The sequence below is a fragment of the Tychonema sp. LEGE 07196 genome, from assembly GCF_963890365.1.
Taxonomy (GTDB): Bacteria; Cyanobacteriota; Cyanobacteriia; order Cyanobacteriales; family Microcoleaceae; genus Microcoleus.
Genome location: NZ_CAWPRX010000024.1, coordinates 1 through 25,306 on the forward strand (window position 1 = coordinate 1; position 25,306 = coordinate 25,306).

The window sequence follows — 25,306 nt, forward strand, 5'->3', positions numbered from 1 at the left end:
GAACCAATTCCGACAGCGCCTCCAGTGCCGGTCAATCCAGAGCCGGCGCTGTCATTTCCGGCCTCTTTGCAAGTACAATTGCGCTCCTCAAATCAAAACAAAACTTCCCCAATTAGCCCGAAAATTTTCGTTTCTTCTCGCAGATTAGATGCAGCAGATTCCGGCATTTTAGCCTTTGAAAAAACCTTTACAAGCGAATACGAAAAATATCTAAATTTACCTGCTAGAAAGCCGATCGTGAATATGTCGGTAATTTACGAAACTCTTCGCAAAAACGAACAAATTACTGGGGTAAAATCGGCAATAATTTATATGAATTGGGTCAGCGAATCGGACGCAGCAGCCCAACAAAATGATTCGGTGCTGGTGGCAAGTCAAGATTTATCTAATGTATTGCCTGTTAGAAAAAACCTCATCCCGCAGCCTCCCCACTCGTTAGAAGATGGGTTGATGGAGAAGTTGCCAACAAATACAGAAATTTCTGCTCTTCCTAACGGGGAGCATTTAGAATTAGTGTTAGTCACAGCTAACGCTCAACCGATGCGCGTTTTAATTCCGGCGACAACGCGCTGGCAGGTACTGCAATTAGCCGACGCTTTGCAAACCGAAATCACTAATCCTAGAAGAAGAAATAGTATAAGTTATTTGGATGCAGCTCAAAAACTTTATCGGTGGTTAATTGCGCCATTTGCAGGAGAATTGGCAGCTTTAAAAATTAATAATTTAATTGTAATTCCGGCAGCGGGTTTGCGAAGCGTGCCGTTTGCTGCTCTTCACGATGGCAAACAATTTTTAGTTGAGAAATACAGCTTGAGCGTGATGCCGAGTCTGAGTTTGACTGATATCCGCTACGACAATATTACTGACGATGAAGTGTTGGCGATGGGGGCGTCGGTATTTAAGGATAAAGCGCCATTACCGGCGGTACCGGTGGAGTTAGAGTCGATCGCCCCGCCGACGCGCGGAAAATCATTTTTGAATCAAGATTTTACTCTCGCGAATTTGCAAGCTCAACGGGCAAATCAACCTTTTGGAATTATTCACTTAGCAACTCACAGCGAATTCCAGCCAGGGGAACCGAAGAATTCTTACATTCAGTTGTGGGATACTAAATTGCGCCTCGATCAAATGCGGCAGTTGCGGTGGAATGAACCGCCAGTGCACCTGTTAGTTTTAAGCGCGTGCAGTACCGCTTTGGGCGATGAAGAGGCGGAGTTGGGGTTTGCGGGTTTGGCGGTAGCTAGCGGTGCGCGATCGGCTTTGGCGAGTTTGTGGGAAGTCAGCGATGAGGGGACTTTGGGACTAATGACGGAGTTTTACCGGCTGTTGCGGACTCCCAGAAGCGGTGGTAATTTGATGATTAAAGCTGAGGCTTTGCGGTGGGCGCAATTGCAGATGCTGCGGGGGCGGGTGCGGATTCAAGACGGGATGCTGCGAGTTGAAGGGCTTGCTGAGGCGATCGTTTTGCCTCCTGAAATTGCGGCCAGGGGCGATCGAATTCTTTCCCATCCTTATTATTGGGCTGCTTTTACAATGATTGGCAATCCTTGGTAATTGGGCCCAGCGAAGCGGAGGGATTGGTAATTGGCCCGCGCAGGGCATTGGGAATTGGCCCGCGCAGGGCATTGGGAATTGGCCCGCGCAGGGCATTGGGCATTGGGCATTTTCCCTAATGACTGATGACTGAGGACTGATGACTGATGATTGAGGACTGATGATTGAGGACTGATGATTGAGGACTGATGACTGTTGACTGTTGACTGTTGACTGTTGACTGTTGACTGTTTACTGTTAACATCATGTATGAGTGCAACCGGAAGTGATCTAACCAACAACCAACAACCAACAACCAATAACCAACAACCAATAACAAATAACAACTAACAAATAACAAATAACAACTAACCAATAACCAATAACTCTTCTTCCTCAATCTTTTTCGCTATGCTGAAAATGCCGCCCAACTTCCTGATGACATACGTACCAAAAATACAAGACCAAATTCAGAAGAGCTACTAACTTAGTGCCATCTTCTAACATCGCGTGCAATCCTGTACTTGGAGAGTTTATAATATCCTCAAGCCGCGAGATAGCAAACAAGAATACTGCTACGACTAATGGGAAGTAAGGAGTAGTTTTGATGTACTGCCAAAAATTAGATATGTAAAGAAAAATCCCACTCGCATAACATAAATAAATTATTTTTTTAGATATTCCCAGTTGAGTAAGAATCAAAGTCATCCGAAACCTGTCATCCACATACAAGACTCCCAGCAGTAAAGCACTAAAAAATAAGAAGATGGCCGATCGACTGCGGGGATCTTTTTGGCGCAGCAATCCAAAAGTAAATGCACAAATTGCCACACAACTGCACCCTAGGACTTCGGAAACTCCGGTGAGAATGCCTTCGTAAGGGAACCAGAAATTAAAAGGATCGCTAAACAGGCGTTCAACTCCGTCTCCCTTCTTGTTGAGTTTTGCGTAGACGCTTAGCCAGCCCAAAATCAGGACAGTCAGAATGTTGAAAGCAGCTAAAAACGGTACAGTAAAAAAGTGTGTTTTGAAATTTTCTAAAGAGTTTGAAAAATTGGGAATTTTATCTAATAAAGACCGACGCTTCATAAAAACTATCTCCAAGCAATAGGCTTAGTTACTACTGATTGAGCGGCAGCCAAAGTACAAATGTAGTGCCGCGATCTGTTGGATATAAATGAGTTTCTGCTGGTGGCAGCCATTCGGGATTTACTGGAGAAAATACTTCGATTTCTCCTTGCATTTGGCGGACTAAATCGCGGGCGATCGCCAAACCCAATCCGGTGCCGGGAATTTCTGTCTGCGCTTTTTCTCCCCGGTAGTGCCGCTCGAATAAATGTTCTAAATCTTGGGGTGGAATCCCGGCACCTGTGTCGCTGACTGCCACTGCGACGGCAGGTGATGGGCGGTGTGTTGCCCGATCGCCATTGGCTTCCTTGTACCTTACTTTAATATAAATTTTGCAGCCGGCAGAGCTATATTTCAAAGCATTGTCAATTAAATTGCTCAAAACTTCGCGCAAAGCTCGATCGTTCGCCGAAACTGGCGGCAAATCTGCTGGAATGTCGGCTACCAATGATAGACGCCTTTCAGATGCGATCGCCCGGGCGGAAATTAACAGCGGTTGTAGTACCAATCCCACAAAACAGGATTCTTCCAAATTGGCTGCTGGTGACAGCGACAGAGAAGAATGCGACATTAATTCTAAATTGGACACTGCTTTTTCTGAAGTGCCAAATGGGAGTCTGAGATTTGCTTCGCCTGTGTCAAGGGTGCGATCGAACTCGGCGAGCAAGTCTTGCAGCCGATCGCTCTCTCGGACAATACTAAAAGCCACATTGCGATTTCTGTCTTCCGGTACCAGCCTGCGCGCCAACAGCTTACCAAAAGTTCGCAACGCTGTCAGCGGACTTTTGAACTGGTGCAGCAAATTGTGCATCGTATCGTACACCTGAGCCTGGATTTGCCTCGCCGTGCCCAATTCCTGCTGCATCCACTGCGATCGCTGGTCTAAAATACAAGCCAGGGTCAAGGTGCGAGCAATTTGCTGCATTTGAGCCTCCTCTCGATCGTTCCAAGGCCTGTCTTGCCTGCCGCACACCAGGAGTCCCATTACAACTCCCTCGTGTACCATAGGCGTCACAATTTGCCGGCGCTGCTGCCACACATTCTCCGGGCCTTGACACCGATCGTTCCGCCGCTGATTATCCGGGCTCTGCTCGGGCGCGATCGCCCCCACCGTTGATTCTTCTACTGGAAAAGCAGGCGCAGCCAGCCGCGGCACTGGTTTGGCTGTCGAGTTTTCGGAAGATTGCAGCCTCAGCCCCAGATTTTCTTCCGATTCGGCTGATGTTTCTGGGTAAACCGCGATCTCTACCAACTTTGCTGCGCTTCCGGGTACGAGCTCTTGTGTCAGGTATATCGCGCTGAATGTCGCTCCCAAACTGACGGCGATCGCCACCTGCGATCGGCAAAGCTGGACAAATTCGGAACTGGCTGGCATTAACATGAGCGCCACATTAAGATATCTAACGGAATTCTAAGTCAATTACAACTGGGCCGGTGCCGATTACAGATGAGAAACTTCTAAATTTCTGGTGTCTCCGCTTTGATGGAAGGCGGATAGGTTCAAAGCATTCGGCTTTCACAAACAAAAATTGCTTAAAAGTAAAGTCCCGCCTGCATCGTTTCCACAGATTTCCCAGCTTGGCTGCTGCCGGAACTTGCGGCCTACATTACCACAACTGGTGCATTTTGTCGATCGGCACGAATGTTAAGATTGTGTCGATATATTAAAAACAGTTGAATTTTTGAGCTAGAAGGGATATACTGGCCTCGGATTTGGTAGCTATGATTACCTAAAAAATCGATCTCAAACCCCGTCCGATCGGGACGGTTTTGATGATTGAATCATATATTGTTGATTCGCCAGATGTAAAAATCCGGTCTCAACTCTAGCATCCAAAAAAGCTCAAATAGGTTGGGGCATCAACCTGGGGCTCGGCAAGATCGGACAAGCCGTGCTTGAGGAAAGCTGTTAAAATCCAGAATCCCCATTTTTTTTAGGGATGGGGAGTATGTCAAAACCTGTCTGTTCATACTGTCTGCTCATACTGTCTGCTTACAGAGGAGGTAAAGAAATTGGCCAGGAGACGCAAACGCAAGAGTCGCCGCCGACAAGAAGGACGCAGAATTTTAGAGTGCGTGCCTCAATATAGCATCGAGAGCGGCGAAGATAAACCCGTAACAGCGGCTCGCAAGTTCATCCATGCTGAAGGCATTGCTCCCCCTGCTTTGCTGTTAGTCAAGCGTAACGAGCATACCACCGACAGATACTTCTGGGCTGAAAAAGGTTTATTCGGAGCCCAATACGTAGAAGAGAACCATTTCTTGTTTCCCAGTTTAAAGGTAATGCTGGAAACAGCCTCCGAAAAAATTCCTGTGGTGTCCGCCCGCGCATAGGTCAAAATGTTGAGTTCAAAACATTGACAGCAATGTTTGTCTAGCTCTTTTAACAAAAGTGCGAGAGTTCTCATTGTCTGGAGAGTGCTGGCTGAAATTTACGCGAAAAGTCCTTAAGAATACAGAATAAGGGTATAAGGCTCCATCGCAACAGGATACTCGCCTGCAAAGGGCGATCGCCACAGCGCGCACTCTCAGGATAATGGTTTTTTTAGACACCGCTCACGGATACAAGCCCCGCAGGGCTGTCGCGGCTTCAAATTTTAGACGAAAATTCAAATTCCCAGATTCATCTTGAGGATAAATCGAAAATCTCAAATCTCGACTCTAAAATCGACTGAGTGTTCTGTCGATCGAGCTTTCGGACTCTTTGAGAGATCCGCAAACATTCATCGGTTGGTCGGCTAGAACTTTAAGCACGGCATCTAGCATATCAAAAAACGTTCCACACCAAAATTTTAATATTCCAGCGGTTTTAAATCTAAAGCTTTTTCCATAGCTGCTAGTTCATCGCGGTGAGCTCTGACAGTAACCAGGCTCTTAGTTTGGCTTCCAGACTCAGCAACAGATTCGAGTTTAAGGGAAACTTGCTCCGAGCGTCCAGCTTTTTTCCAGTAAAATATTCCCGCCAGCGGTGACAGCAGTACCAAAGCTAGGAAAATTTGACCTTGCTGGGGAAGTAGCATTCCCAAAAGCAAGCCCAAGGACAGAGTGCCGCCTGCACTCAGCAAAGTGAGAAAAATAGCTAAAAACCAACTAGGCCGCACAAAACCTTCAAAAGTGACTTTATAGTTTGGGGCATCGACGGCTACAACTCGGTAAGCTCTAGAAGCAAAATACTCTTGTAGCTGGGTTAAAAGCGACTCTTGGGCGCGGGGCGAAGCAAACTTGATTTGTTCGATTCTTTCTTTGACTGAGGCCTTGATGAAGAAAAACAAGCCTACAGTCATCAGCAGGGCGATCGTAAACGTTGAAGAAAGAACAGTAGTATCCATCGGTAGAAGTTTGTGTAATTGAAATTATCTACTACTACTTTACAGAACTTTACAGAGAAAAGCGATCGAGGACTTACGCAGACACTTGCTTACCAAAATTACCAACAAGCTTTATAGCAAGGTTTTTTTCTCCCCATCACCAAATTCTTATATCTCCCCACGCTTTCTAATTTTCAAGTGACAATGCGTAAGTCCTGACGTAGTGTAGCTGCTCTAATTCTTGTGCGGCGATGCTTGCAAAGCGAAGACAAGGAAGGCAGTTCGCTTTGCTAGTAGCGCCAGCATTTCAAGGGTTTAGGCATCCGATTCCAACACCGACTAACCTGTGTGACCAGTTTCTAGGGCACGGGGGCGACGGCCAGAAGCGCCGTTTCCCTGACCGATATACTCGTGCCACAGGCGAGCTAGGTCTTGAGCTTGGTGCCGCCACTCGGGGAGGATTTGATACATCCGGCGGGGGCGGCCGCGTCCTTCTACTTTTTTCCAGTAACCGGTGATGACGGCTTCATCTTCGAGGAATTTGAGAGCGCTGTAGAGGACGGTATCAGAAAGTCGGTAGATGGGAAATTCCCGCTCTAGTTGTCCGATGAGTTCTGTACCGTAGGAATCCGATCGCAATAACACCGAGAGAATGTAGCACACTGCTAGTTCCTTGTTTAGATAAACAGGAGGGGGGTCTTGAAAAAATTGATAGATATGTTCAAATTTCATCTGTCTTTTCCGCTAGAAACTCTCGCGATACCGTCAGGTTGACGGGAGAGGAAAGCGGGGCGGGGTGTGCCGCTTCCTAAGAACTAAGTGGGAATCGGGGAAACAGAGGTGCAGTATTTCCCCAGTTGTGTTGATGGCCCGAAAGAGTTGTGCTGCACTTAGGTAATGTTTGCTTGCGCCAAGGTTGAGGAGCGCTCACATAACTAGGGTAACTTTCTTTCTCTTATAATCTATCGCAGCGGCTATTGCCGGCGCGGGCGATCGCACATCAGAATTGCGTTGGCTTTAGGGATTAGTGTTTCGGCTCAAACTCAGCAGCCAAAACTTCCCTAAACCCTCTACCTGCCTTTCCAAGCGGGCCGCAGTTTGTCAGAGCAAGCCGGCTTTTTCGGGCCGAAACTTGCTTTTAAACCGGACTCAGACCTAACATGGCCCGCAGGGTAAAAGTTAGAAAGACAAAAGTCGCTACAATCGAAGTAACCAGGACGATCGCAGTTGCCGGTCGATCGAGTAGAGGTTTGAGTCGCTCGAACAGGAAAAAGAAGATTCCGAGACAGACAGTAATCAAAAAACGGGGGTACCTAGAGACGTTATTAATGAAATCTTGCATGAGCGCAGATGGGGTAATTTGTTACAGCTCGATCGTTGACTGGTAACACTTGTGAGCGAGTTAGATAATTTTGGCACAGCCGGAGCTAAATCGGCTCTTCGGGCGATCGGGCGTTTTTGCCGGCGAGGCTGATATATATAATTCTAACGAAAACTTTTGGTCGAGCGATCGCTGTCTGTTTAATCCCGTGCAACATCCGGTGACAACTTCAGAAGTATTTATTATATTCAGTTATAGTTGTGATAAATATTATAGGGCTGTTATTTCTAAGTAAATGTCTGCTGCCGCACCTTCTTTCGTCTTGCCGCGTCCTTTTCTGAAATGGGCTGGAGGCAAAACTAGGTTGATCGGACAATATCAACCTTATTTTCCTGAAAAGTTCACCACTTACTACGAGCCTTTTTTGGGCGGGGGAGCCGTCTTTTTTTATTTAGCACAACAGAACCCTTTTTTGCAAGCTGTGTTAACAGACATTAATCCTGAGTTGATTAATGCTTATCGCTGTGTCAGGGATAAAGTCGAGGAACTGATTGAGCTTTTGTTAGAGCACGCCTCTGAACACAGCAAGGACAATCAAGCCTATTATTACTCTGTGCGATCGCGCTCCTACAATACAGCTACAGAAAAAGCAGCACGGCTGATTTACCTCAATAGAACTTGTTACAACGGCCTCTACAGAGAAAACTCCAAAGGTCAATTTAATGTTCCGATGGGCAGATACAAAAATCCTAACATTTGTCAAGCCGATTTATTGCGATCGGTCTCATCTTTACTCGCGCCCGCTCAAATTGAAGTAAGAAAATTCGATGAAATTCTGGATTTTGCTACAAGCAGTAAAGACTTTGTTTATTTTGACCCGCCTTACTATCCGATTAGTGCCACAAGTAACTTCACCGCTTACAGCCGAGATAATTTCAAAGAATCGGAACAGATTAAATTAAGAGATGTTTTTGTAGAACTTGCCCAACGCGACGTTAAAGTTATGCTGTCTAATTCTAACTGCGATTTTATCGCTCAAATCTACAGCGACAGTCAAGCTTTCAGAACAAATCATCTCCCCAAACAAATTGAAATATCAGCATCTAGGGGAATTAATTCTAATAGCTACAAACGCGGCCTAGTCAAGGAATTATTAATAAGTTCAATTTAAATAAACACTCTTTGCAAAGCCTCTACCTAAACATATTTGGTACGGCAGCCCGTGACTTCAGAAACCCGGTTGCTCGCCCCCATGCGTAAGCCCTGAAACAGTGGTTTCAGAAATACGGCTTCTTTGTAGATTTCAAGCTACTCAACGGAAAACTCGTAGAAACTGGGTCAAAAAATTGGCTAAAAAAAGGAACTATTACCTATTGATTTGTCTGGACTTTCGTGGTATAATTTAATAATGCAAGTGGTAACTTAAATTTTATTTTCGTCACCACTCCCATTATTAAATTATACCTCCAAAAAACCTCACAGTCAAGGGCTTAACTCGAAAAAAAAAGGCGATTTTTTTCAATTTAATAAAATTAAAATATTTGAATTATGCGTTACCGCAAATCATAGCAGTTTCGGCAAAAAATGCAACTGTACTGTAGCGAAGGGAAAAATGGCGATCGCGATCGGTAACGCATAAATCTTGATGTAATATCAAATTCTCTCTTCATCGGAATAGTAAATTCACTATTGACTGTTGACTGTTGACTGTTAACCGTTAACATCATGTATGAGTGCAACCGGAATTGGTATAATGTGTGATTACAAATGTTTGTTTGCCCAGGTGATAAAACCTTCGAGCTTGTGAACTGCCAAAAGATTTTGATTGTCGGGAATTTGTTTTTTAAACCAGTCGATCGAACCTTGCCTCATCCCGTTGCCACCCACGATCACAATAGTGGGAACCCGATAGCAAGTTTTAATATTTAAATTGAGGTAGGGATACTTTTCATCAACAGATCCTTTGTCTTCTTGCCACTTGCACTCAACAATTAGACCGAGAGGAAACGAAGCAGAACTAACAATATAAAAATCGACATTTATTTCGGTTTCATAAATGCTAGACCCGATATAAACTTGTTTAGCATATCGCTTGTGATTTTGCGTTGAGAGCAAGAGCCAATCTAACTTGCGCTTTTTTGGCAACTCAGGACATATTTCGAGATATCCGTGACCTCTCAATGTACCTTCTACAGTTGCTTCTAAAACAAAACCAGTTTTATTGGCTCTACAACCCCTATTCATTTTGTTTGCTCCTGAATATAATGTGAATTAAGCCGATCGCACTTCAATCACCCCTCTATCAAAAACCCGCTTGTCAGTACCGATAGAACTGACAAACATCCGGTCTTCATAGATATCAAACGTCGCAAAACTCAGCCGACTAGCCGAAAACTCCGTCCACTCAGAACGCCCCACCGGACGAGTGCCCCCGCCGGCCCCGCAAATCAAATAAGTCGTACCGTTAATCGATCGGGTGCGTTCGTAGCTGTGCTCGTGTCCGTTGATATAAAGCTGCACGCCGTACTTTTTAAACAAAGGCGTCAAAGTCTTAAGAAAAGGTTGATTCACTCCGTAGATACCAGAGGAATAAATCTGGTGGTGGCCGAACACAACTTTCCACGGTGCGGTGCTCTGACTCAACTCTTTTTCCAGCCAAACAAGCTGATTTTTCCAATCAGCATTGTGATTGGTATCTAATGCAAAAAACTGTACCGGATCGCGCCGAAAAGTATAGTAGCGACCTTGCATATTAAAACCCGCATATTTAACTTGCGGGTCGCCGTTAGCAGTGCGGATGTCGTGATTTCCCAGACAAGCATAAAATTTTACGCCTTGCTGCAATAATGACTGATAAGGCTTCTCGAAAACAGCATTAATTTGTTCAATTTCGCCGTTATTGTAGATATTGTCGCCGGCGAGAACAGCAATATTAAAAGGATTTTCCCCGTGATATTGGGTCATCGCCTCAGCCACAGCATACTGACCTTTAGCCCCGGTGCCGGTGTCGGCAACCGAAATAAAGCGTAAAATAGGCGGTGAGGCTGGCAATTGGACGATCGCCCTTTGGCCCTCAACATTAGAAGGTACAGCAGCATTCGCGTCTGTACCCCAGAAAGTCCGAAGCTGAAGCATTTTCCAGACTCCGGTAACACCTAAGCTGCTGAGACTGGCTAAAAATAGAAAGCGACGGCGTTTAAGGCTCATGATGATTCAGTTACAACTAATAAAATGATAAATTAAGGCTGAGAAGACTCAACTAAAATTCAATTTTAGATATATTTGCAACGCTCCAAGGCAAAGAAAATGTCAGAAGAACAACTAAACCAACCAACTCCAGAAGCGTCTCAATCTCCGAAAGCGGAGGTTGGCGAGGCGGCTGCAAAGTCTGCCGCCACAACCAGCCAAGCTCAAAATGCCAGCAGCGCCGTTCCCAAAAATCAGAAAATCAAAGCTTTGATTTTCTCAATTCGGAATTTGGGGAAAAAAGGGAAAAATGTAGCAGCAGAACCCCCGTTGCAGCCCCAAAAGCCGATCGCGCCCACCGCTTCTGACTCAGCAACAGTCACTCCTCCGGCTGTTGTTACAGAAGTAAAAGCGCAAGTTAACAGCGTTCCCCCACCAAAAGTTATGGTAAAATCCGATAATAAAAAGTCTGTATCAAAACCCGCAGGCGACAGTTTTTTAGAGAAAGTCGTTGTACTTTGGCAAAGTATTGTGCGGTTAGTGCGCGACCTGCTACCGCCATCTGCAAACGCCAAGCTGTCCGATCCAATTTTAAACGCCGGATTAGCAGCAATTCTAATTGTTGCAGTCGGTTTAACTTTCAACAGTTTCTCGGCAAAACCGCCGGATAAACTAGCAAAAGCGCCTATTGCAGCACCGCCGCAGTCGCCGCCTACCTTTGGCGATTTTTTGCCGGACACAGCCAAATCACCAGAGGCGATCGCAAATTCTGAGCCAACATCCGCTAAATTAAAAAGCAAATTGCCCGATTTAGTAGCACCAGAAAAACCGCAATCGATAGAAATTATCCCGCCACCACTAACGCCGGAACAGTCTTTGATTGCTGCAATTCAAACTCAAGTTGCTGACATTACCGATCGACTTGGCGGCGGTTTAGTTAGGTCTGTTCAAGCTGATTTCTCCATCGGCCTTTTGACAGTGAATGTCGCTGAAGATTGGTACAATCTCAGCGATATCGAGCAAAATCAGTTAGCGACTAAAATGTGGAAAGAAGCTAATGCACTCGATTTCAGCAACTTACAAATTGCGAATATGGAAGGTAAGTTAATAGCTAGAAGTCCGGTTGTTGGTTCGGAAATGATTGTTTTGGAGAGATGAATTAATAAAGTTTAAATCGGATGTATTTGCCAACAGTCAGATTAGTCTTAAAGTCCAGGACGCAAAATCTAATTTTGTAGGTTTGTAGTGAGGACTGAAGTCCTCACTCATTTGATGAGGACTTCAGTCCTCACTACAAACCTGATAACGCTTAGTGACCGGACATAATATTAATTAACTTTGAGAAAAATTGAAAGATGACAATTTTAACTCAAGTCGAACCAGTAGAAATAGAATCTCCCAGCAGCGACCCAGATGCGATCGCAGAAAGCGAGATCGCGCGATCGCACGACTTACGGCATTGAAGCTCTCAACCTTTACTTTCAAAAGCGTTCGGATGTTTAGGTGTCAGCTAATTCTTTCATTTATTATGAAGAAAGAAACAACATTGTTCCGTAATTTCAAGGCAGTAAATTTGAGTAGGCTTTCCATGCGAGCCTACAACAATTTAAATATTATTGCTCAGTAAAGTACATTACTTTGATAAAGAATCTGTAAACTTTTAACAATAAAATCACAATTTATCAGTAATAGTCCTAGACGCACGAGTGGCCAGAAACCGGGTTTTTTACGAAAATTATCCGCCGCAGCCCATAAATTAGGCAAAAAACCCGGTTTCTTGGATATTGGTGCGTCCAGGACTGAGTAAAAAAACTAACAAGCGCAGCAAGCTTCACATATTTGCTGCTATTAAGTTGTTGCGGACACTGCCAGTTTTCCAGTACCAGACTGAAAATCTCAGTAATTCCCCTGATTGACTGGCTGCCGAAAATACGGGAACATTATTCTAAATAAAACTTTGGAAACTAAATAAAAATCAAGCACTAAAAACTCGATCGACTCCGAATCCACACATTCCTCTTGAACGAAGTGTGAAGCGCATCAATTAGTTGAGTTTGAAACTACCACAATCCAACAGCTCACTCGCATCTACCCCAATCAAACATGAAACTTATTAAAGATTCACAGTTTAACTCTCAAGAGCCGTTTCAGAATTTGCTCGCCTCAGAATTCGAGATAAATACCAAAAACTTACTCAACAGTCAAGCTTGCGCCAACACCATCCCAGAACAAACACTCGCTCCACTTCCAGCCGCAGACAACAATAGCGCTGAAGACATCGCCAGTTGTTCCAACTCCCTCAGTTTGAGTCAGAGCTTCCCCTACACCGATTTTACCCCCCCCCGAAAAAAATAGCGCACTGGATGCTCTGACTGGGGAACCGATCGCTGAAAGGGATCTCGACTACTCCAACAATGATGCTTTAATCGGCGAAAGACGCGCATCCCAACTCACACCAACAGCTTCCAATCCTAAAAAACCTCCCATCATCCAAAGTGCCGCACTTAAGTTTACGGACAGCAACAATCAACCTTTTCCCAACAATCAACCCGTTCTCTTCATCACGGGTACTAATGTATTAGTAGATAATTTTGGCGACCCCGCAGGCAGCCGATTCAGCGACTTAACCGTTAAATTTTTCGTAGGCAGACAAGCTTACGAAGCAACAGTTTTGACAGACAAAAGTCGCACGTTGCCAAACAATCAATTTGAAATCGCCGTTCTTGTTCCCAACACTGTGCCGTTAGGTGAATCTCGCATCGTCATCAGCCGCAAGCAAAACGAAAAAGTCAGCCCAAATCCCTCAGATCCCCTTCAAGAAGTCAAATACGATAGCACTCCTTACCGAATTGAAAACGACACACAATACATCTTTGCCGCACAGTGGACAGCAGATAAAGTTGCACTTATTAACGGTGCAAATCCTGCATCAGTTGTCGGAGATACTAATAGCAGCAAACTATTAATTGATAGCATTGCTGTTGGCACAGATGACAGGCTCGATCGCCCGCGAGAACTAACTGTAACCAGTGATGGCAGCCGTGCTTACGTAGTAATGGATCGTTCTGGGCGCGTTGCTGTGGTCGATCCGATGACGCGGCAGCAGATAGATACTCAGCCCAATACCGCTGGTATTAATCCGATAAATTTGCCTAGCGGTTCAGAAGGTCGATCGATAGTCATAGACCCCCGCGACCAATACGCCTACATCGCAGACGGAAAAATCGGCAGCAACTCCATCTACGTTCTCGACATCAACCCATTTTCACCAACCTATCACCAAGTCACCCAAACCATCCCAGTCGGTACAGCCCCAAGCGGTTTGCGGCAAATAGCCATTAGCAGCGACGGCAAAAAGCTGTTTGTTACTGCACCAAACGGCTCGAACAGCAAAATTTACGCTGTTAACATCGACCCCAAAGACCGACCCAGCGACCCCAGTCAGAACCCCAAAAAGTGGAATCAATTAATCGGAAGTATCACAGCCGATGAAGGAGTAGAAGGAATAGCAAGCACCGTCAATCCGCTAGCCATGACCTTTACGAACAGCGGCAAAGATAGCAACGGATTTGGGGTATTGGACATTACTAATAATGACCCGGTGAGTTTTGCTGCTACCACCCGATATACAAATTTAGGGCTGGGTTCTGCTAACGATTATTTTGATGTAAATGAGGGAGTCGCGGTAACGGTACTGCCGGATGCCAGTTATGCCTTTGTTGTCGGCCGCAATTCCGACACGAAATTCTTCGGTCAAGAACTACCCAGCGTAGATGGAGACCCGCGGGCCGGCAGCAACATCGGCATTATCAAAGACCCGCTGACAAATCCGCAATTAGTCGCGGGAACTAGACCAATTCCAGATGGATTCGCTACCGACTTAGCGCTTTCAAGTGATAGCAAGTTTCTTTACGCTTCCTATCCAAATTTAAGCGGTGCTGGCGGCAAAGTTTATGTTTTTGATGTGGAGGAATTTGTCAAAACGTTGACAAACCCCAGTCAATTCCAAGTAGATGCCAAAGGTCGGGGTGTTGGGCTGCCGTTGTTTGACAGCACTACGGCACGAAATGCTGCGGTTGCTGACTTGTCAGCGATTCCAATTGACAATATTAATCCAGCGGTTAGTATTGCTGCTGATTTTCAGATTCTGACCGATGCGAACAACCAATATACTTACGGCGTGCCACCGGGAAGTAAGAAAGCTCCCGTTTCTGTGACTAATGCTCGCGGTTTGGCGGCGACACCGCTGGATTGGCTGGATTTAGTTGATGCTAATGATACAAAAGACTTGACTCCGACTTTTGAATGGAAGTTTGATGGACTGCCGACAGAAAACATTGAAGAAGTCAATCTCTTCGTCAGCGTGTTTGACGAAGGTGAGGGACTGTTGCCGTGGGATCAAGTAGTTGATTTACCCGACCCTAACGGTAACAAATTTCTCTCCGACCAAGGATTGAGCAAACCGCAGCAGTTAGGTTTACTGACAAAACCTTGGAACACATCTTCTTACCACGGTCAAGAAAACGATTTCAACCCCAACCGCATTTTAACTGCGACGTGGCAGAAAGATAGCAACAATATCGGCAAGTGGACTTTCGATGGCGGTAAAACATTTACTCAGGGAACAAATACCAGCTTTACACTTCCTCCCAGTCTCAAATTGACTGCTGGCCAGGAGTACAATTGGGCTGTTGAAGCTTGGAATAAAGAAGGAAAACGCAACGAGGAGTTTGGTAATTTCTGGACGCCGCTACCGCCAGCCCTCAACGGTGACGATACCTTCAGCAGCGTCACCGTGCTGACTCACGGCTTTAAACCTCCATTTTTTAACGAGCCGGGAATTCCTTCAGAGTTTTACCAAATGGGTAACAGCATTGCCAATGCAGGTATCGACGGCGGCGGTTTGATGATGAAGTACGACCTGCCTACAGGTTACTGGGTGCCAATTAACAAATATGGTGCAGTTTCCCCAGGCTTCCAAGCAGGTTTGAATCCCAAAACCGACCCAAACTATCTGACTAAGCTGGGAAGTTATATAGCTCCATACCTTGCCAAAAAACAACCGTTAGTCCTGCTGAATAACTGGTCAGAAAATAATGAATCGGCAGTTCCTGATTCAGGCTTCACAGAAGCGGCAGCAGATGCTTTCTTTACTTCCCTCGTGCAGTTGGATGGAGTGTTGAAGGATGAAACTAGCACGGCTAAACAAGGCGCACTTTTCAATTCGCCGCTGCACTTTGTTGGTTTCAGTCGGGGTACTGTTGTTAACAGCGAAATTATTCAGCGTTTGGGTACTTATTTTCCTGATGCTGGCGGCAAACCCAACTCTGGTACTCGCGACCTTCAGATGACAACTTTAGACCCCCACGATTTCAACCAACCGTCGCTAAATGTGGTGACCAAAAATTTCGGTGATTTCCGCGAACCGAAAGTTCAGGTGTGGAAAAATGTTACTTTTGCGGACAATTACTATCAGACAGTCCCGAATTTATTGAGCGGTACACTTACGCCGGCAGGTCGCGATATTCCGAATCTACCGTCTACTGAGAAGGGAACAGCCCCAGGACTTCAGTTTCCGCGAGAAGGTTGGAGGTCAGAAAATCCCAATCCTAATGGTAAGCTGTTAGGAGAATCGGATTTGTCGGTTTTCTTGGGAACTAATAAAAATAACCCAGGTTATAATAAAAGCCGTGCTGGGTTTACGACTGATCCTCTGATTAGACCGGGAGATGTACACGGACGTGTTGTGAGTTGGTACGGAGGAACATCCGACTTGTTTCCAACTAACTTTCCGTCCAATGAAAACTTAGAAATTAATCCTGTATTTCGTCGGCGAGGTGATGGGTATCGGGAACGGTTGTTCGATAAAGACTTTTCATTTAGCAATAGTGTTTTGACAGGCCCGGCTCGCGTTAGCCCTTGGTATACACCGGAAAGCAAATTCCAACACGGTGTTGATACTGCTCCTTGGGAGGGAATTGGTACGGGCTGGTTTTATTCGGCTATGGGTGGCGGTTACAGTTCGCGCCCTAAAACAAATGTAGAGCGTATCCCGCTAGATTTTGACAATACTTATGATGCCAGGATGCGAGGAGACGCGGCGGTTCCTACTTTGTTTAATGGGAATTTTGATGCTGTTTTCGATCCGAAGGGAGTGACTCGAACTCCTTTGTCTAAGGGTCTACCTGGATGGTCGTTCCACAACGGTCAATCCGATCCAAATATTGATTTGGTTCAAAGTTTGGAAGACGTAAAGTCCATCAAAGGAAACAGCGAACCAAACTATGCCTTTAAGTTAGAAAGCAGCGGGGTGAAGGAAATTGTTCACAATCGGTTTGTTGTACCCGATTGGGGTGCCCTTCGATTTGATCTGCACGCACCAAAGATTGCCAATAGCTCTAAGGCCAAATCTAAAGGTACGCTTGATGTGACTATTCGACCATCAGATCCATCAATTCCAGCGTTTTCTCAAACAATAACTCTTCAAAAAGCTGAAAATCAAACGGATAGTAAGAAAGCTCCTTCTAGTTACTTAGCAGATAAATTAAAAGTAGATTACGGCATCAAGGGCTTTGAATCTTTCTCTGTTGACGTACCAGAAAAACTTCGCGGTCAGCCGGCAACCGTTGAATTCAAGCTCGAAGCATCTATTCCTGTCTACCTAGATAATGTCTTTTTTCAAAGCGAGTCGCTGAGGTTTAGCAATCCAACTACAGCAAGAACTGACCTACTGACTAATAATACCTATCAAAATAACTATTTGATAGAGAAGCCACAGTACACTGTTTCCTATAATGGTCAAAAAAATACACCTAACTGGGTTAGTTGGGTTCTGGATGGCTCATGGCCAGGAAATATTCCAAGTAAAGACAGACCTGATGAGTTTGCGGTAGACCCCGATTTAAATAGTTCCTTTTACCCGGTTGCTCATAAAGACTATAAGTTTGATAGTCAAATTAACTATAATGAGGACGAGTATAAGGCATTTAAGCTTGAAAAGCCAGCTATCTTCTGGCCAGTACGGGGACACATGAGTGCTTCTAACGACCGAAATAGAAGCACAAAGGATATGTATGCTAGTTTCTTAACTACCAATATTGTTCCTCAAGATTCCAAGGGAAATGAAGGTGCTTGGCGCGGTTTGGAAAAGAAACTACAGGATCTGGCGCGTCTTAAAAATGAACAAAAACAGCCAACACCTTATAAGTTCTATATCTCTTCTGGTGTGTACGGTGCTGGTGGTGGAGAGTTAACAAAATATTCTACTCCTCCTACTGTGACAGTTTTAAATGAAAGAGGAAGAGTTGTGGAAGCTCCACTTAAGGATAATCCCAATTCTTTTAAAAATTTCAAAACAGCAGATGGTGATCGAACGATAACAGTTCCTAGTGCTCTCTGGAAAGTTGTGCTGGGATTCAAGCCAAATTCAACATCTGATAAGCCAGATTATTACTTTGCTTTTTGGATGCCGAACAATTCCTATGAAATTCAGAAGAGCCTAGATTACACGACAAAAGATGCCAAGGGAAATATTATCGTCAAAAATAATACTTTGGGCTGGGAAGAGCGTTTAATTCCCATTGGCAAGCTAGAAGAAAGACTTAATGCAGATTTACAAAAATCTGGGGACTCATTTAGATATGACTTTCTTTCTCAGATCAAAGATCCTAACAGCAAGGACAAAATGAAAAAAATCATATCTCTTCTCCCCTAAAAACCTGGTTAAACTAACTTCCTCTTTTGCTGAGGGTAGGTAATTAGTTAATATAGCGCGTCTAAATCATTTGTATAGATATGTAGGGGCGATGCCAAGAGTGCCTGCCCTGACAATCACGGGGTTCTTCAGGGGGGATTACCCTTACAAAGATTATACAACTCATTTAGACGTGCTATAGTAGCTACGAATTAGTCTTCACTATTCCAAATAGTACCATCGGGCATGATAGTATCTTTAAAGTGAGCATCTGTAAAAATAGCCATTTCAGATTTGTGACTTCTAATTTCATCCATATCCAACTCGGTGCCAAAAAAGTTAGTTCTCGTCAAGTCAGCCCGATAAAAACGAACTCTATCTTTAAACTTAGCATTCCTAAAATCACTATCGGTTAAGTTAGCATCACCAAAACTTGTCTCAATCATCTTGGCTCCACTTAAGTTTGCTCTACTCAAATTCGCGTCGTAAAACTTAGTCTCCTGCAAATCCGTTTGAGTCAAATTCGCCCCAGTCAAATCCGCTCTGCCAAAGTTAGCTCGCCACAGACAAGCTCCGCTCAGGTTAGCCCCAGTCAAATCCGCATTTTCAAAATGTGCGTATGCCAAGTCGAGGTCGCTCAAATCTGAGCCACTAAAATTGATTCCTTGTCCGTAAAAAACCAGGGATTCCAAGTCACTTTCCTTGAAGTTAGCTCCACTCAAGTTCACTCCACTTAAGTAGCGCTCCTTAGACTGCTCGTGCGTTAATTTGACTTGAATTAGAGAAAAGTCTCTCTCCCCTGCCTCATAGCGCCTGAGCACTTCCTCCAACCACAACTGTTTTCTACTGTTGCATATTCTCATCCATTCTGCTTCTTCTTCTTCGTTCATGACTTTATTTCTAGAATCTGTTGAGAATAAAAATGTTGATACTACTAAAATAACTCAATCTTTGAAAAACAGCAAATACTTACTGCAGGAGCAAATTTTTCTCAACTCATGGCATCACAGATTTGCAGGAGCGAACATCGACAGACAGGCAGTACGATGTTCTTTCTAATATCCCCAATTCTGCTATCAAGGAAAGGCTCAAGAAAGTGCAGAAGGTTCTTCCACAAGAGCTCACATTCTGGCTAAAATAGACTTTGTTGAAATCGCAATTCCCGTCGGATTGACGGTCGAACTCATGTTTGAGGAGAAGTCTATTTACTTTAGCTATTGTTTCGCACGCTGCCATCGGGCATGAGGGTCTCCTCAAAATGGCAATCTCGAAATTCGACCCCGAATATATCATCTTTCACCCCGAAGTCGGCTTCCCGGAAGTCAGTTCTGGTCAACTTGGCTTCATCAAAATGAACACTGTGTAACCTAGCTCCCTTGAAGGTTGTCTCCGTTAAATTATTGCAGATAAAGCCGAGACTGTCTATTCCTGCCTTATTAAATTTGGCTCTACTGAAATCAGCACAGAAAAAACTATCCTCCGAGAACCCAGCTCCCGTCAAGTCAGCTCCGCTCAAATTGGCATAGTCAAAAACTGATTGGAAGAAACCGGTTTCCCGCAAAATAGCATTGCTCAAATCTGCTCCTTCAAAATTGCTTTCACCCAAATCAACCCTAGTCAAGTCAGCTCCTCGCAAAATCACTCCACCCATATAAAGTTTGAGCCGTTGGATGCTACTGTTACGCAAAATAAGACCACTCAAATCCAATCCTTTGAATTGTCCGAAATCCCAATGTCTGGTTTCTCGAAAATCAGGAGTATCCACCATCACACCACTGAAATTTCTCTCCCCAGCCGCATAACGATTGATGATGTCTCCAAACTGAATCTCTTGCATTTGGAAAATAGCGGTATCTATTTGCGCTCCCTGAAAGTTAGCACCTTCAGTATTCGCGTCAACCAAGAATGTCATGCTAAAATTTGCCGAGTTACAATTAGCATCAATCAACTGAACATTCGTCAAATCAGCTCCCCACAAATTAGCGCGGCTGAGATTAGCACCTTCCAGGTCAACCTCTAGTAAGTCAGCATCACTGAGGTCAGCTTCTTCTAAGCAAGCATGACTTAAGTTAGCGTACATCAGGTTAGCAGTGCTCAGGTTAGAAGAAGCTAGATGCGCTCCGCTGAGATTGGTTTCTCTCAAATTAGCACCTCTCAAATCAGCGCCACTGAGCTCGATGCGACTCAAGTTCATGTTTGCTAGATTGGCATCGACTAAGCTGATTCCCGAAAAATCTCTATCGCCATCAGCATAGCGTCTGAGCAATTCTTCAGCGTCCATAACTATCCTAGTAAAGGTCTTTTATGTTTACACTATCCATCATACTTTATTCACGCTGGAGCGCTCCTATTTCTTACAGCAAAAAGGTGCGCCTCGCGCACCCTACATCAGAAAATTATGAACAGTCAACAGTCACCAATTAACTCATGACTAGAAAGGTTTATTAGTAGGTTTAAAACCCTGATTTTTAAAATAGGTTCGGAATACCTCTTGAGCAATTGGTGCCGCCGAAACCGCACCAAATCCACCGCCTTCAACAATAACTGCGATCGCAATTTCCGGCTTGTCAGCGGGAGCAAAACCTACATACATAGCATTGTCAGGATGACCGGGCATTTCCACAGTTCCAGTTTTACCAGCACTTAAAGGAATAGTACCGTCATTCATCGCGCGGCCTGTACCTTTTTTCACCACGTCAATCAATCCTTGTTTAATGACGTTTAAAGTTGCCGGCTTAATACCTGTTGGGATTTTTTTAGTAATAGGCGTATTGGTTTGAGAAGCCAACAAATGTGGCTGCAATCGCGAACCGCCATTGGCAATAGTTGACACCATCACAGCCAATTCTAGGGGAGTACAAAGTACCAAACCTTGACCGATCGCCATTGTTACCGTATCGCCCACATACCAATCTTCCCCATACATTTTCTGTTTCTCAGCAGGGATCGGAACTTGACCGTGATTGGATGCATCCAACCCCAAAAGCTTTAAATTAATAGCACCGCCAATGCCCATTTTTTTAGCCCATTTCGCCATTTCTTCCGGCCCTACAGCCATGCCTACTTGATAGAAAAATGTATTGCTGCTGTAGGCTAAAGCGTCCCGAAAACCGATAACGCCGTAACCAGCGCCGTGTTCGTTAAAGGTAATTCCGCCGATATTAATTGAAGAAGATGATAGTAAAGTCGAGTCAGGAGAAAACTTGCCCGACTCCATCCCGGCTACAGAAGTTACAATCTTAAAAGTGCTGCCGACTGGATAGCCTTGAACTGCCCGATTTAAAAATGGTTTGTCTGGCCCTTGTAGTCGATCCCATTCTTTTTGAGTTACCTTGCGAGTGAAAATATTGGGGTCAAACGTCGGCCAACTAGCCATTGTTAAAAGAGCTCCGGTTTTGATATCGATCGCCACAACTGCACCCAGGCGATCGCCCAAAGCTTTTTCCGCAGTTTTCTGCATATCTAAATCTAAAGTTAGCTGCACCGGTTTGCCGGGAACAGGATCTTTTACACCCAAATCTTGGATTTCCTCGCCCTTAGCATTCACCTCGATCAAACGGTTTCCCCAAACGCCTTCTAAAGTTTTATTGGCTAATTTTTCAACTCCCATCTGACCGACAATCATTCCCATCGGATATGTAGGATTAGCTTTTAATTCGTCTAAAGTAGCTTCGCCTACGTATCCCAAAAGGTGAGCTGCTAGTTGCTCGTTGGGATTGTCTCGGCTCGATTCGGCGCGAATTTCAACTCCCCGCAAAGTATTAGCTTGTTCTCCCAGGGCAACAAAAGTACCGACATCAATATTTTTACTAATTCGCACTGGTAGGGCAGATTTGTAGCCTGCTTCTTCGATTTTTTTGAGAATTTCGGCTGCGGGAAGTTTGACGATCGGGCCTAGTGTAGCGGCGACTTCTTGCCAGTCTTTGGTCGATCGCTCTTTCGGCCACAGATAAACCGATCGAGATACGCGGTTAGCCGCAAAAATTTTACCGTTGCGGTCTAAAATTTGACCGCGATTAGCTGCGACAGAAACAGGTCGAATGCGGTTATTTTCCGCCCGCTGTCGGTTGTATGCTCCCTGTACCAGTTGCAGTTCCGCGAGACGAAATACCGGCAGCGTCACCAAAGTAGTGACTAGCAGCATCAAAACCATCACTTGGAACGATCGGCTGCGCTGGCGCGTACCATTATCCAAGGCATTTTTGTCGAATCGGACGTGAGATTTAAAAGAAAAATCGCCAGCCATATTAATTAATCTGCTCTTTTATTCAACTAACAAGTAGATGCAGTTACCATCCGGATTATTTGGTGGAAGATGCAACCATTATAAATTCTCACTCTTTAGTGACAGACAGAAATTCTACCGGTTGGCAGACGAATCAGCCATATTTTGTGATTAAAGTAGATTTTAAATATCAAGTTTTTGTGACAATTCAACTTCTCAGGAGGTACAGGCGCTGTGGAACCCCTCGATTTTTTGATTGCTTGGCTGGTGACGGGCAGCAGCTTGCTGCTAATTTCTCAACTGCCAATTGGTGTGGAAATTGACAGCACACCGAAAGCCGTAATTTCCGCTGCGGTGCTGGGATTGTTGAATGTTTTAATTTTGCCCATTCTGAAAACAGTTTTTTTCGTGCCGAACTTGCTGACGCTGGGATTGCTTTCCGGTGTGTTTGCTTTTGTGATGAATGCGATCGTTTTTGCCTCTGCTGCGAAGCTAGTGAAAGGATTTCGCTTGCGGATGGGCCTGTGGAGCACGGTATTGGGGGCGATCGCCTTGGCTGCAGTTAGTAGCTTTATCAATAGCGCACTGATTTAGCTCGCCGACGGGCGATTTCCCTCGCCCGATATTTCCTAGCTTTCCCTTGTGCGTTTCCTTTGCCTCAAAGCATTTTCAAGCACTAAATATTCGGGAGGATCTCATTTTGGCAAAAAGGATTTTTTTTACAGTGCGAGCGTCCCCGAAGAGCGAGGTGTATAATACGCTCTTCGGGGACGCTCGCACTACAAATACTTGCACAGAGATGCACCCAATCTTAACTATAAGTAAGAAGAAATATGAATCCAGAGGATACAGCAGTCCGATACGATCGCATTGCCCAATGGTGGCAAACCCAGCATCAAGATTCGCTTTATGGTATTCCCCAGTTGGAACGGGCGATTCAATTTACTCACAAGAAGCAATTAGCGCTTGATATCGGGTGCGGAAGCAGTGGACGTTTTATTAAAACTCTAAGTGAGCATGGATTTCAGGTGGAAGGACTTGATATCTCTGAGGAAATGATCGATTTGGCTAAAAAACTGCATCCAAGCATCACCTTCTATCGATCGGATATCTGCTGCTGGAATCCTCCCAAACCCTACAGCTTGATTGTCGCTTGGGATAGTACGTTTCATCTACCGCTAGATATGCAAGAACCTGTGACGAAGAAGCTATGCGATGCTCTGGAACCTGATGGTGTGCTGCTGTTCACCTGTGGAGGCGGATACAGACAAAGTGAGGTTTCTGGAACATTTCAAGGTGAGGACTTTGAGTACAGCACACTGGGCGTAAATGCTTTCCTAAAGATTCTGATTGAGCAACATTGTATATGTCTTCACATCGAATACGATCAATACCCTGAGAATCATGTTTATATCATTGCTCAAAAGACTGGATCGACTGCTGGGATGGATGTGAAGAGGCTGGAGTAGTTAATGTAGTCTGTGAAGTACGATCTTTGCAAAGCGCAGTGCGATCGCCGATCTTGTAGCTTGGGTTGACAATAGAAAGCCAACTACTTCTTATCCGATCGCGGACGGTGCTAAGTGCGATCGCCAACTTCATCGCTCAGTGTAAAAATTGCTGACACAGGGATAGGCATTAGTCAGACCTCTAATTTTATAGGGGGGAATCGAGCGATATAATATTAGTTTTCAATCGCGGATTTATAGGCTGTTACTTTGATGTCAATTCCAGTAATATCTGTGCCGACAACTACAGCGGCGGCTCCTAAGTTTAATGCTTTTTTTGCCATTTCTGGCCCGGCGATTCCACCTTCGCAGATAACTGGAACCTTAAGCTTTTCTACCATTTGGGCGAGCAAATCAAATCCGGGCGGCGAGAAATTTTCCGTCTGGGGAGTGTAGCCAAAAAGAGTAGTTGCGACAGTATCTGCACCAGCTTGGGCCGCCGCGATCGCAGCTTCGATCGTGTCTACATCCGCCATGACTAATTTCCCTAATTCATTGTGAATGCGATCGATTAACGTTTTTAAGTCTTCGCCAGCAGGACGGTTTCGCAAAGTTGCGTCAACGGCGATAATATCAGCTCCTGCAAGTGCGATCGCCCGCGCGTCTTCAAACCGAGGAGTAATGTAAATCTCGCATCCCGGCAATTGCTGCTTCCAAATCCCAATTATCGGAGCCGATACCTGTTTTCGCACCGCCGCAATGTGAGCCGGAGAGTCAATCCGCACCCCCGCAGCCCCTCGATTGACAGCGGTGCGAGCCATTGCCGCAATGACGATCGGATCGTGCAGCGGCGAATCGGCAGGTGCTTGACAAGAAACAATTAATCCTGTAGGAATTTGACAATTAATCATGGTGAATTGGGAATTGGGAATTGGGAATTGGGCATCGGGCTCTAGCGTTGCGGAGGGATGGGGCATCGGGAATTGGGAATTGGGCATTGGGCATCGGGAATTGGGATTTTTTTGTAATTTATTCCCTGTGTCCTATTGAACTCAAATAAGCGTTAAGTTTTGGTAGTAATTTATCGACAATTGGTTTAAATTTGCTTACTTGTTCGCTTGTGATAAGTTGTCTAGCATACGCTAATCTTAACCAATTTACTGTTTCGTACAAAGAGCCTCTGGCAATTTTTACAAAACGCCGATTATCTTGGTCACTATAACGACCTCTTCCTTCAGCAATATTAGCACATACACTATCAGCAGACCGAACGATCTGTTGGCCCATCGTATCTTTTGTAAAATAATCCCATTTTTTAACAATCTCGCAAATCTCATTCGCCAAGCTTTCCGCCAACTTATAAACCTCTAATTCCTCAAAATCAGGTCTTCCCATAATTACCTCAAAAACTCAATTATATTAAATGCCCCATCCCTCCGCTTCGCTCCGCCCCATGCCCCATCC

22 protein-coding genes are annotated in these 25,306 nt (G+C 44.9%); 8 read left to right on the top strand and 14 right to left on the bottom strand.

The features are described 5' to 3' along the window. The coding region (locus tag AACV78_RS03315) for a CHAT domain-containing protein (RefSeq protein WP_228042587.1) at positions 1 to 1,554 on the top strand (1,554 nt) is incomplete at its 5' end. Here the strand turns inward: AACV78_RS03315 and AACV78_RS03320 are convergent. The 3 genes from AACV78_RS03320 to AACV78_RS03330 form a co-directional block, all read right to left on the bottom strand. Next, positions 1,529 to 1,657 carry a hypothetical protein gene (locus AACV78_RS03320; RefSeq protein WP_255512991.1) on the bottom strand — a complete coding sequence of 43 codons (129 nt, stop codon included), beginning with the start codon at positions 1,655 to 1,657 and terminating at the stop codon, positions 1,529 to 1,531. The two genes, AACV78_RS03315 and AACV78_RS03320, sit on opposite strands and share 26 nt — an antisense overlap. A gap of 272 nt (positions 1,658 to 1,929) precedes the next feature. Beyond that, entirely contained in the window at positions 1,930 to 2,622 is a 693-nt protein-coding gene (locus AACV78_RS03325) for a hypothetical protein (protein WP_194011339.1), read from the bottom strand. 31 nt (positions 2,623 to 2,653) lie between these two features. Next, a complete protein-coding gene (locus tag AACV78_RS03330; RefSeq protein ID WP_228042588.1) occupies positions 2,654 to 4,036 on the bottom strand; it encodes a sensor histidine kinase in 1,383 nt (460 codons plus the stop codon). Positions 4,037 to 4,674: 638 nt separating this feature from the next. Between AACV78_RS03330 and AACV78_RS03335 the strand changes: the two genes are divergently transcribed. Next, the gene (locus AACV78_RS03335) at positions 4,675 to 4,995 is read left to right on the top strand and encodes a DUF3155 domain-containing protein (RefSeq protein ID WP_194011340.1); all 321 of its coding nucleotides are present in this window, start codon (positions 4,675 to 4,677) and stop codon (positions 4,993 to 4,995) included. A gap of 458 nt (positions 4,996 to 5,453) precedes the next feature. Here the strand turns inward: AACV78_RS03335 and AACV78_RS03340 are convergent, their stop codons facing one another. The 3 genes from AACV78_RS03340 to AACV78_RS03350 all read right to left on the bottom strand — a co-directional run bounded on the left by AACV78_RS03340 (position 5,454) and on the right by AACV78_RS03350 (position 7,311). After that, a complete protein-coding gene (locus AACV78_RS03340; RefSeq protein ID WP_194011341.1) occupies positions 5,454 to 5,990 on the bottom strand; it encodes a cofactor assembly of complex C subunit B in 537 nt (178 codons plus the stop codon). A gap of 318 nt (positions 5,991 to 6,308) precedes the next feature. Next, the gene (locus AACV78_RS03345; protein ID WP_194011342.1) at positions 6,309 to 6,701 is read right to left on the bottom strand and encodes a PadR family transcriptional regulator; all 393 of its coding nucleotides are present in this window, start codon (positions 6,699 to 6,701) and stop codon (positions 6,309 to 6,311) included. A gap of 406 nt (positions 6,702 to 7,107) precedes the next feature. Next, entirely contained in the window at positions 7,108 to 7,311 is a 204-nt protein-coding gene (locus tag AACV78_RS03350; RefSeq protein WP_194011343.1) for a DUF751 family protein, read from the bottom strand. A gap of 274 nt (positions 7,312 to 7,585) precedes the next feature. Here AACV78_RS03350 and AACV78_RS03355 point away from each other — a divergent pair, with 274 nt between their 5' ends. Then, on the top strand, positions 7,586 to 8,461 hold the full coding sequence (locus AACV78_RS03355; protein WP_194011344.1) for a DNA adenine methylase: 876 nt from the start codon (positions 7,586 to 7,588) through the stop codon (positions 8,459 to 8,461). Positions 8,462 to 9,051: 590 nt separating this feature from the next. Here the strand turns inward: AACV78_RS03355 and AACV78_RS03360 are convergent. Both AACV78_RS03360 and AACV78_RS03365 read right to left on the bottom strand, forming a co-directional pair. Next, positions 9,052 to 9,534, bottom strand: coding sequence for a PD-(D/E)XK nuclease superfamily protein (locus tag AACV78_RS03360; RefSeq protein ID WP_194011345.1), 483 nt, complete (start codon positions 9,532 to 9,534; stop codon positions 9,052 to 9,054). Between the two features lie 27 nt (positions 9,535 to 9,561). Continuing rightward, a complete protein-coding gene (locus tag AACV78_RS03365) occupies positions 9,562 to 10,497 on the bottom strand; it encodes a metallophosphoesterase family protein (RefSeq protein WP_194011346.1) in 936 nt (311 codons plus the stop codon). Positions 10,498 to 10,596: 99 nt separating this feature from the next. On the opposite strand from AACV78_RS03365, the gene AACV78_RS03370 reads away from it, so the two are divergent. Further along, the gene (locus AACV78_RS03370) at positions 10,597 to 11,634 is read left to right on the top strand and encodes a hypothetical protein (RefSeq protein ID WP_194011347.1); all 1,038 of its coding nucleotides are present in this window, start codon (positions 10,597 to 10,599) and stop codon (positions 11,632 to 11,634) included. 945 nt (positions 11,635 to 12,579) lie between these two features. Further along, entirely contained in the window at positions 12,580 to 12,831 is a 252-nt protein-coding gene (locus AACV78_RS03375) for a hypothetical protein (RefSeq protein WP_194011348.1), read from the top strand. Between the two features lie 48 nt (positions 12,832 to 12,879). Here AACV78_RS03375 and AACV78_RS03380 read toward each other — a convergent pair whose 3' ends face one another. Continuing rightward, positions 12,880 to 13,002, bottom strand: coding sequence for a hypothetical protein (locus AACV78_RS03380; protein ID WP_255512992.1), 123 nt, complete (start codon positions 13,000 to 13,002; stop codon positions 12,880 to 12,882). A gap of 145 nt (positions 13,003 to 13,147) precedes the next feature. On the opposite strand from AACV78_RS03380, the gene AACV78_RS03385 reads away from it, so the two are divergent. Continuing rightward, positions 13,148 to 18,190 carry a DNA/RNA non-specific endonuclease gene (locus AACV78_RS03385; RefSeq protein WP_194011349.1) on the top strand — a complete coding sequence of 1,681 codons (5,043 nt, stop codon included), beginning with the start codon at positions 13,148 to 13,150 and terminating at the stop codon, positions 18,188 to 18,190. 191 nt (positions 18,191 to 18,381) lie between these two features. Here AACV78_RS03385 and AACV78_RS03390 read toward each other — a convergent pair whose 3' ends face one another. The 3 genes from AACV78_RS03390 to mrdA all read right to left on the bottom strand — a co-directional run bounded on the left by AACV78_RS03390 (position 18,382) and on the right by mrdA (position 22,415). Then, a complete protein-coding gene (locus AACV78_RS03390; protein WP_194011350.1) occupies positions 18,382 to 19,059 on the bottom strand; it encodes a pentapeptide repeat-containing protein in 678 nt (225 codons plus the stop codon). A gap of 320 nt (positions 19,060 to 19,379) precedes the next feature. Then, a complete protein-coding gene (locus tag AACV78_RS03395) occupies positions 19,380 to 20,450 on the bottom strand; it encodes a pentapeptide repeat-containing protein (protein WP_194011351.1) in 1,071 nt (356 codons plus the stop codon). A 150-nt stretch (positions 20,451 to 20,600) separates the two neighbouring features. Then, complete coding sequence (gene mrdA / locus AACV78_RS03400) at positions 20,601 to 22,415, bottom strand: penicillin-binding protein 2 (RefSeq protein WP_194011352.1); 1,815 nt, start codon at positions 22,413 to 22,415, stop codon at positions 20,601 to 20,603. Between the two features lie 213 nt (positions 22,416 to 22,628). Here mrdA and AACV78_RS03405 point away from each other — a divergent pair, with 213 nt between their 5' ends. Continuing rightward, on the top strand, positions 22,629 to 22,988 hold the full coding sequence (locus AACV78_RS03405) for a phage holin family protein (protein ID WP_194011353.1): 360 nt from the start codon (positions 22,629 to 22,631) through the stop codon (positions 22,986 to 22,988). Between the two features lie 239 nt (positions 22,989 to 23,227). Next, positions 23,228 to 23,863: a class I SAM-dependent methyltransferase gene (locus tag AACV78_RS03410; RefSeq protein ID WP_194011354.1), complete on the top strand. Its 636-nt coding sequence runs from the start codon at positions 23,228 to 23,230 to the stop codon at positions 23,861 to 23,863. 215 nt (positions 23,864 to 24,078) lie between these two features. Here the strand turns inward: AACV78_RS03410 and AACV78_RS03415 are convergent, their stop codons facing one another. Both AACV78_RS03415 and AACV78_RS03420 read right to left on the bottom strand, forming a co-directional pair. After that, positions 24,079 to 24,753, bottom strand: a complete 675-nt coding sequence (locus AACV78_RS03415; RefSeq protein ID WP_194011358.1) for an N-acetylmannosamine-6-phosphate 2-epimerase — start codon at positions 24,751 to 24,753, stop codon at positions 24,079 to 24,081. A 118-nt stretch (positions 24,754 to 24,871) separates the two neighbouring features. Beyond that, on the bottom strand, positions 24,872 to 25,237 hold the full coding sequence (locus AACV78_RS03420; protein ID WP_194011355.1) for a four helix bundle protein: 366 nt from the start codon (positions 25,235 to 25,237) through the stop codon (positions 24,872 to 24,874). Positions 25,238 to 25,306 lie beyond the last annotated feature (69 nt).

Coding starts and splice junctions, on each gene's coding strand:
- AACV78_RS03340 (WP_194011341.1), bottom strand. CDS start 5,990: ATGGATACTACTGTTCTTTCTTCAACGTTTACGATCGCCCTGCTGATG.
- AACV78_RS03365 (WP_194011346.1), bottom strand. CDS start 10,497: ATGAGCCTTAAACGCCGTCGCTTTCTATTTTTAGCCAGTCTCAGCAGC.
- AACV78_RS03355 (WP_194011344.1), top strand. CDS start 7,586: ATGTCTGCTGCCGCACCTTCTTTCGTCTTGCCGCGTCCTTTTCTGAAA.
- AACV78_RS03410 (WP_194011354.1), top strand. CDS start 23,228: ATGAATCCAGAGGATACAGCAGTCCGATACGATCGCATTGCCCAATGG.
- AACV78_RS03415 (WP_194011358.1), bottom strand. CDS start 24,753: ATGATTAATTGTCAAATTCCTACAGGATTAATTGTTTCTTGTCAAGCA.
- mrdA (WP_194011352.1), bottom strand. CDS start 22,415: ATGGCTGGCGATTTTTCTTTTAAATCTCACGTCCGATTCGACAAAAAT.
- AACV78_RS03345 (WP_194011342.1), bottom strand. CDS start 6,701: ATGAAATTTGAACATATCTATCAATTTTTTCAAGACCCCCCTCCTGTT.
- AACV78_RS03420 (WP_194011355.1), bottom strand. CDS start 25,237: ATGGGAAGACCTGATTTTGAGGAATTAGAGGTTTATAAGTTGGCGGAA.
- AACV78_RS03325 (WP_194011339.1), bottom strand. CDS start 2,622: ATGAAGCGTCGGTCTTTATTAGATAAAATTCCCAATTTTTCAAACTCT.
- AACV78_RS03395 (WP_194011351.1), bottom strand. CDS start 20,450: ATGGACGCTGAAGAATTGCTCAGACGCTATGCTGATGGCGATAGAGAT.
- AACV78_RS03320 (WP_255512991.1), bottom strand. CDS start 1,657: ATGCCCAATGCCCTGCGCGGGCCAATTCCCAATGCCCTGCGCGGGCCA.
- AACV78_RS03360 (WP_194011345.1), bottom strand. CDS start 9,534: ATGAATAGGGGTTGTAGAGCCAATAAAACTGGTTTTGTTTTAGAAGCA.
- AACV78_RS03350 (WP_194011343.1), bottom strand. CDS start 7,311: ATGCAAGATTTCATTAATAACGTCTCTAGGTACCCCCGTTTTTTGATT.
- AACV78_RS03375 (WP_194011348.1), top strand. CDS start 12,580: ATGAAACTTATTAAAGATTCACAGTTTAACTCTCAAGAGCCGTTTCAG.
- AACV78_RS03330 (WP_228042588.1), bottom strand. CDS start 4,036: ATGCCAGCCAGTTCCGAATTTGTCCAGCTTTGCCGATCGCAGGTGGCG.
- AACV78_RS03370 (WP_194011347.1), top strand. CDS start 10,597: ATGTCAGAAGAACAACTAAACCAACCAACTCCAGAAGCGTCTCAATCT.
- AACV78_RS03390 (WP_194011350.1), bottom strand. CDS start 19,059: ATGAACGAAGAAGAAGAAGCAGAATGGATGAGAATATGCAACAGTAGA.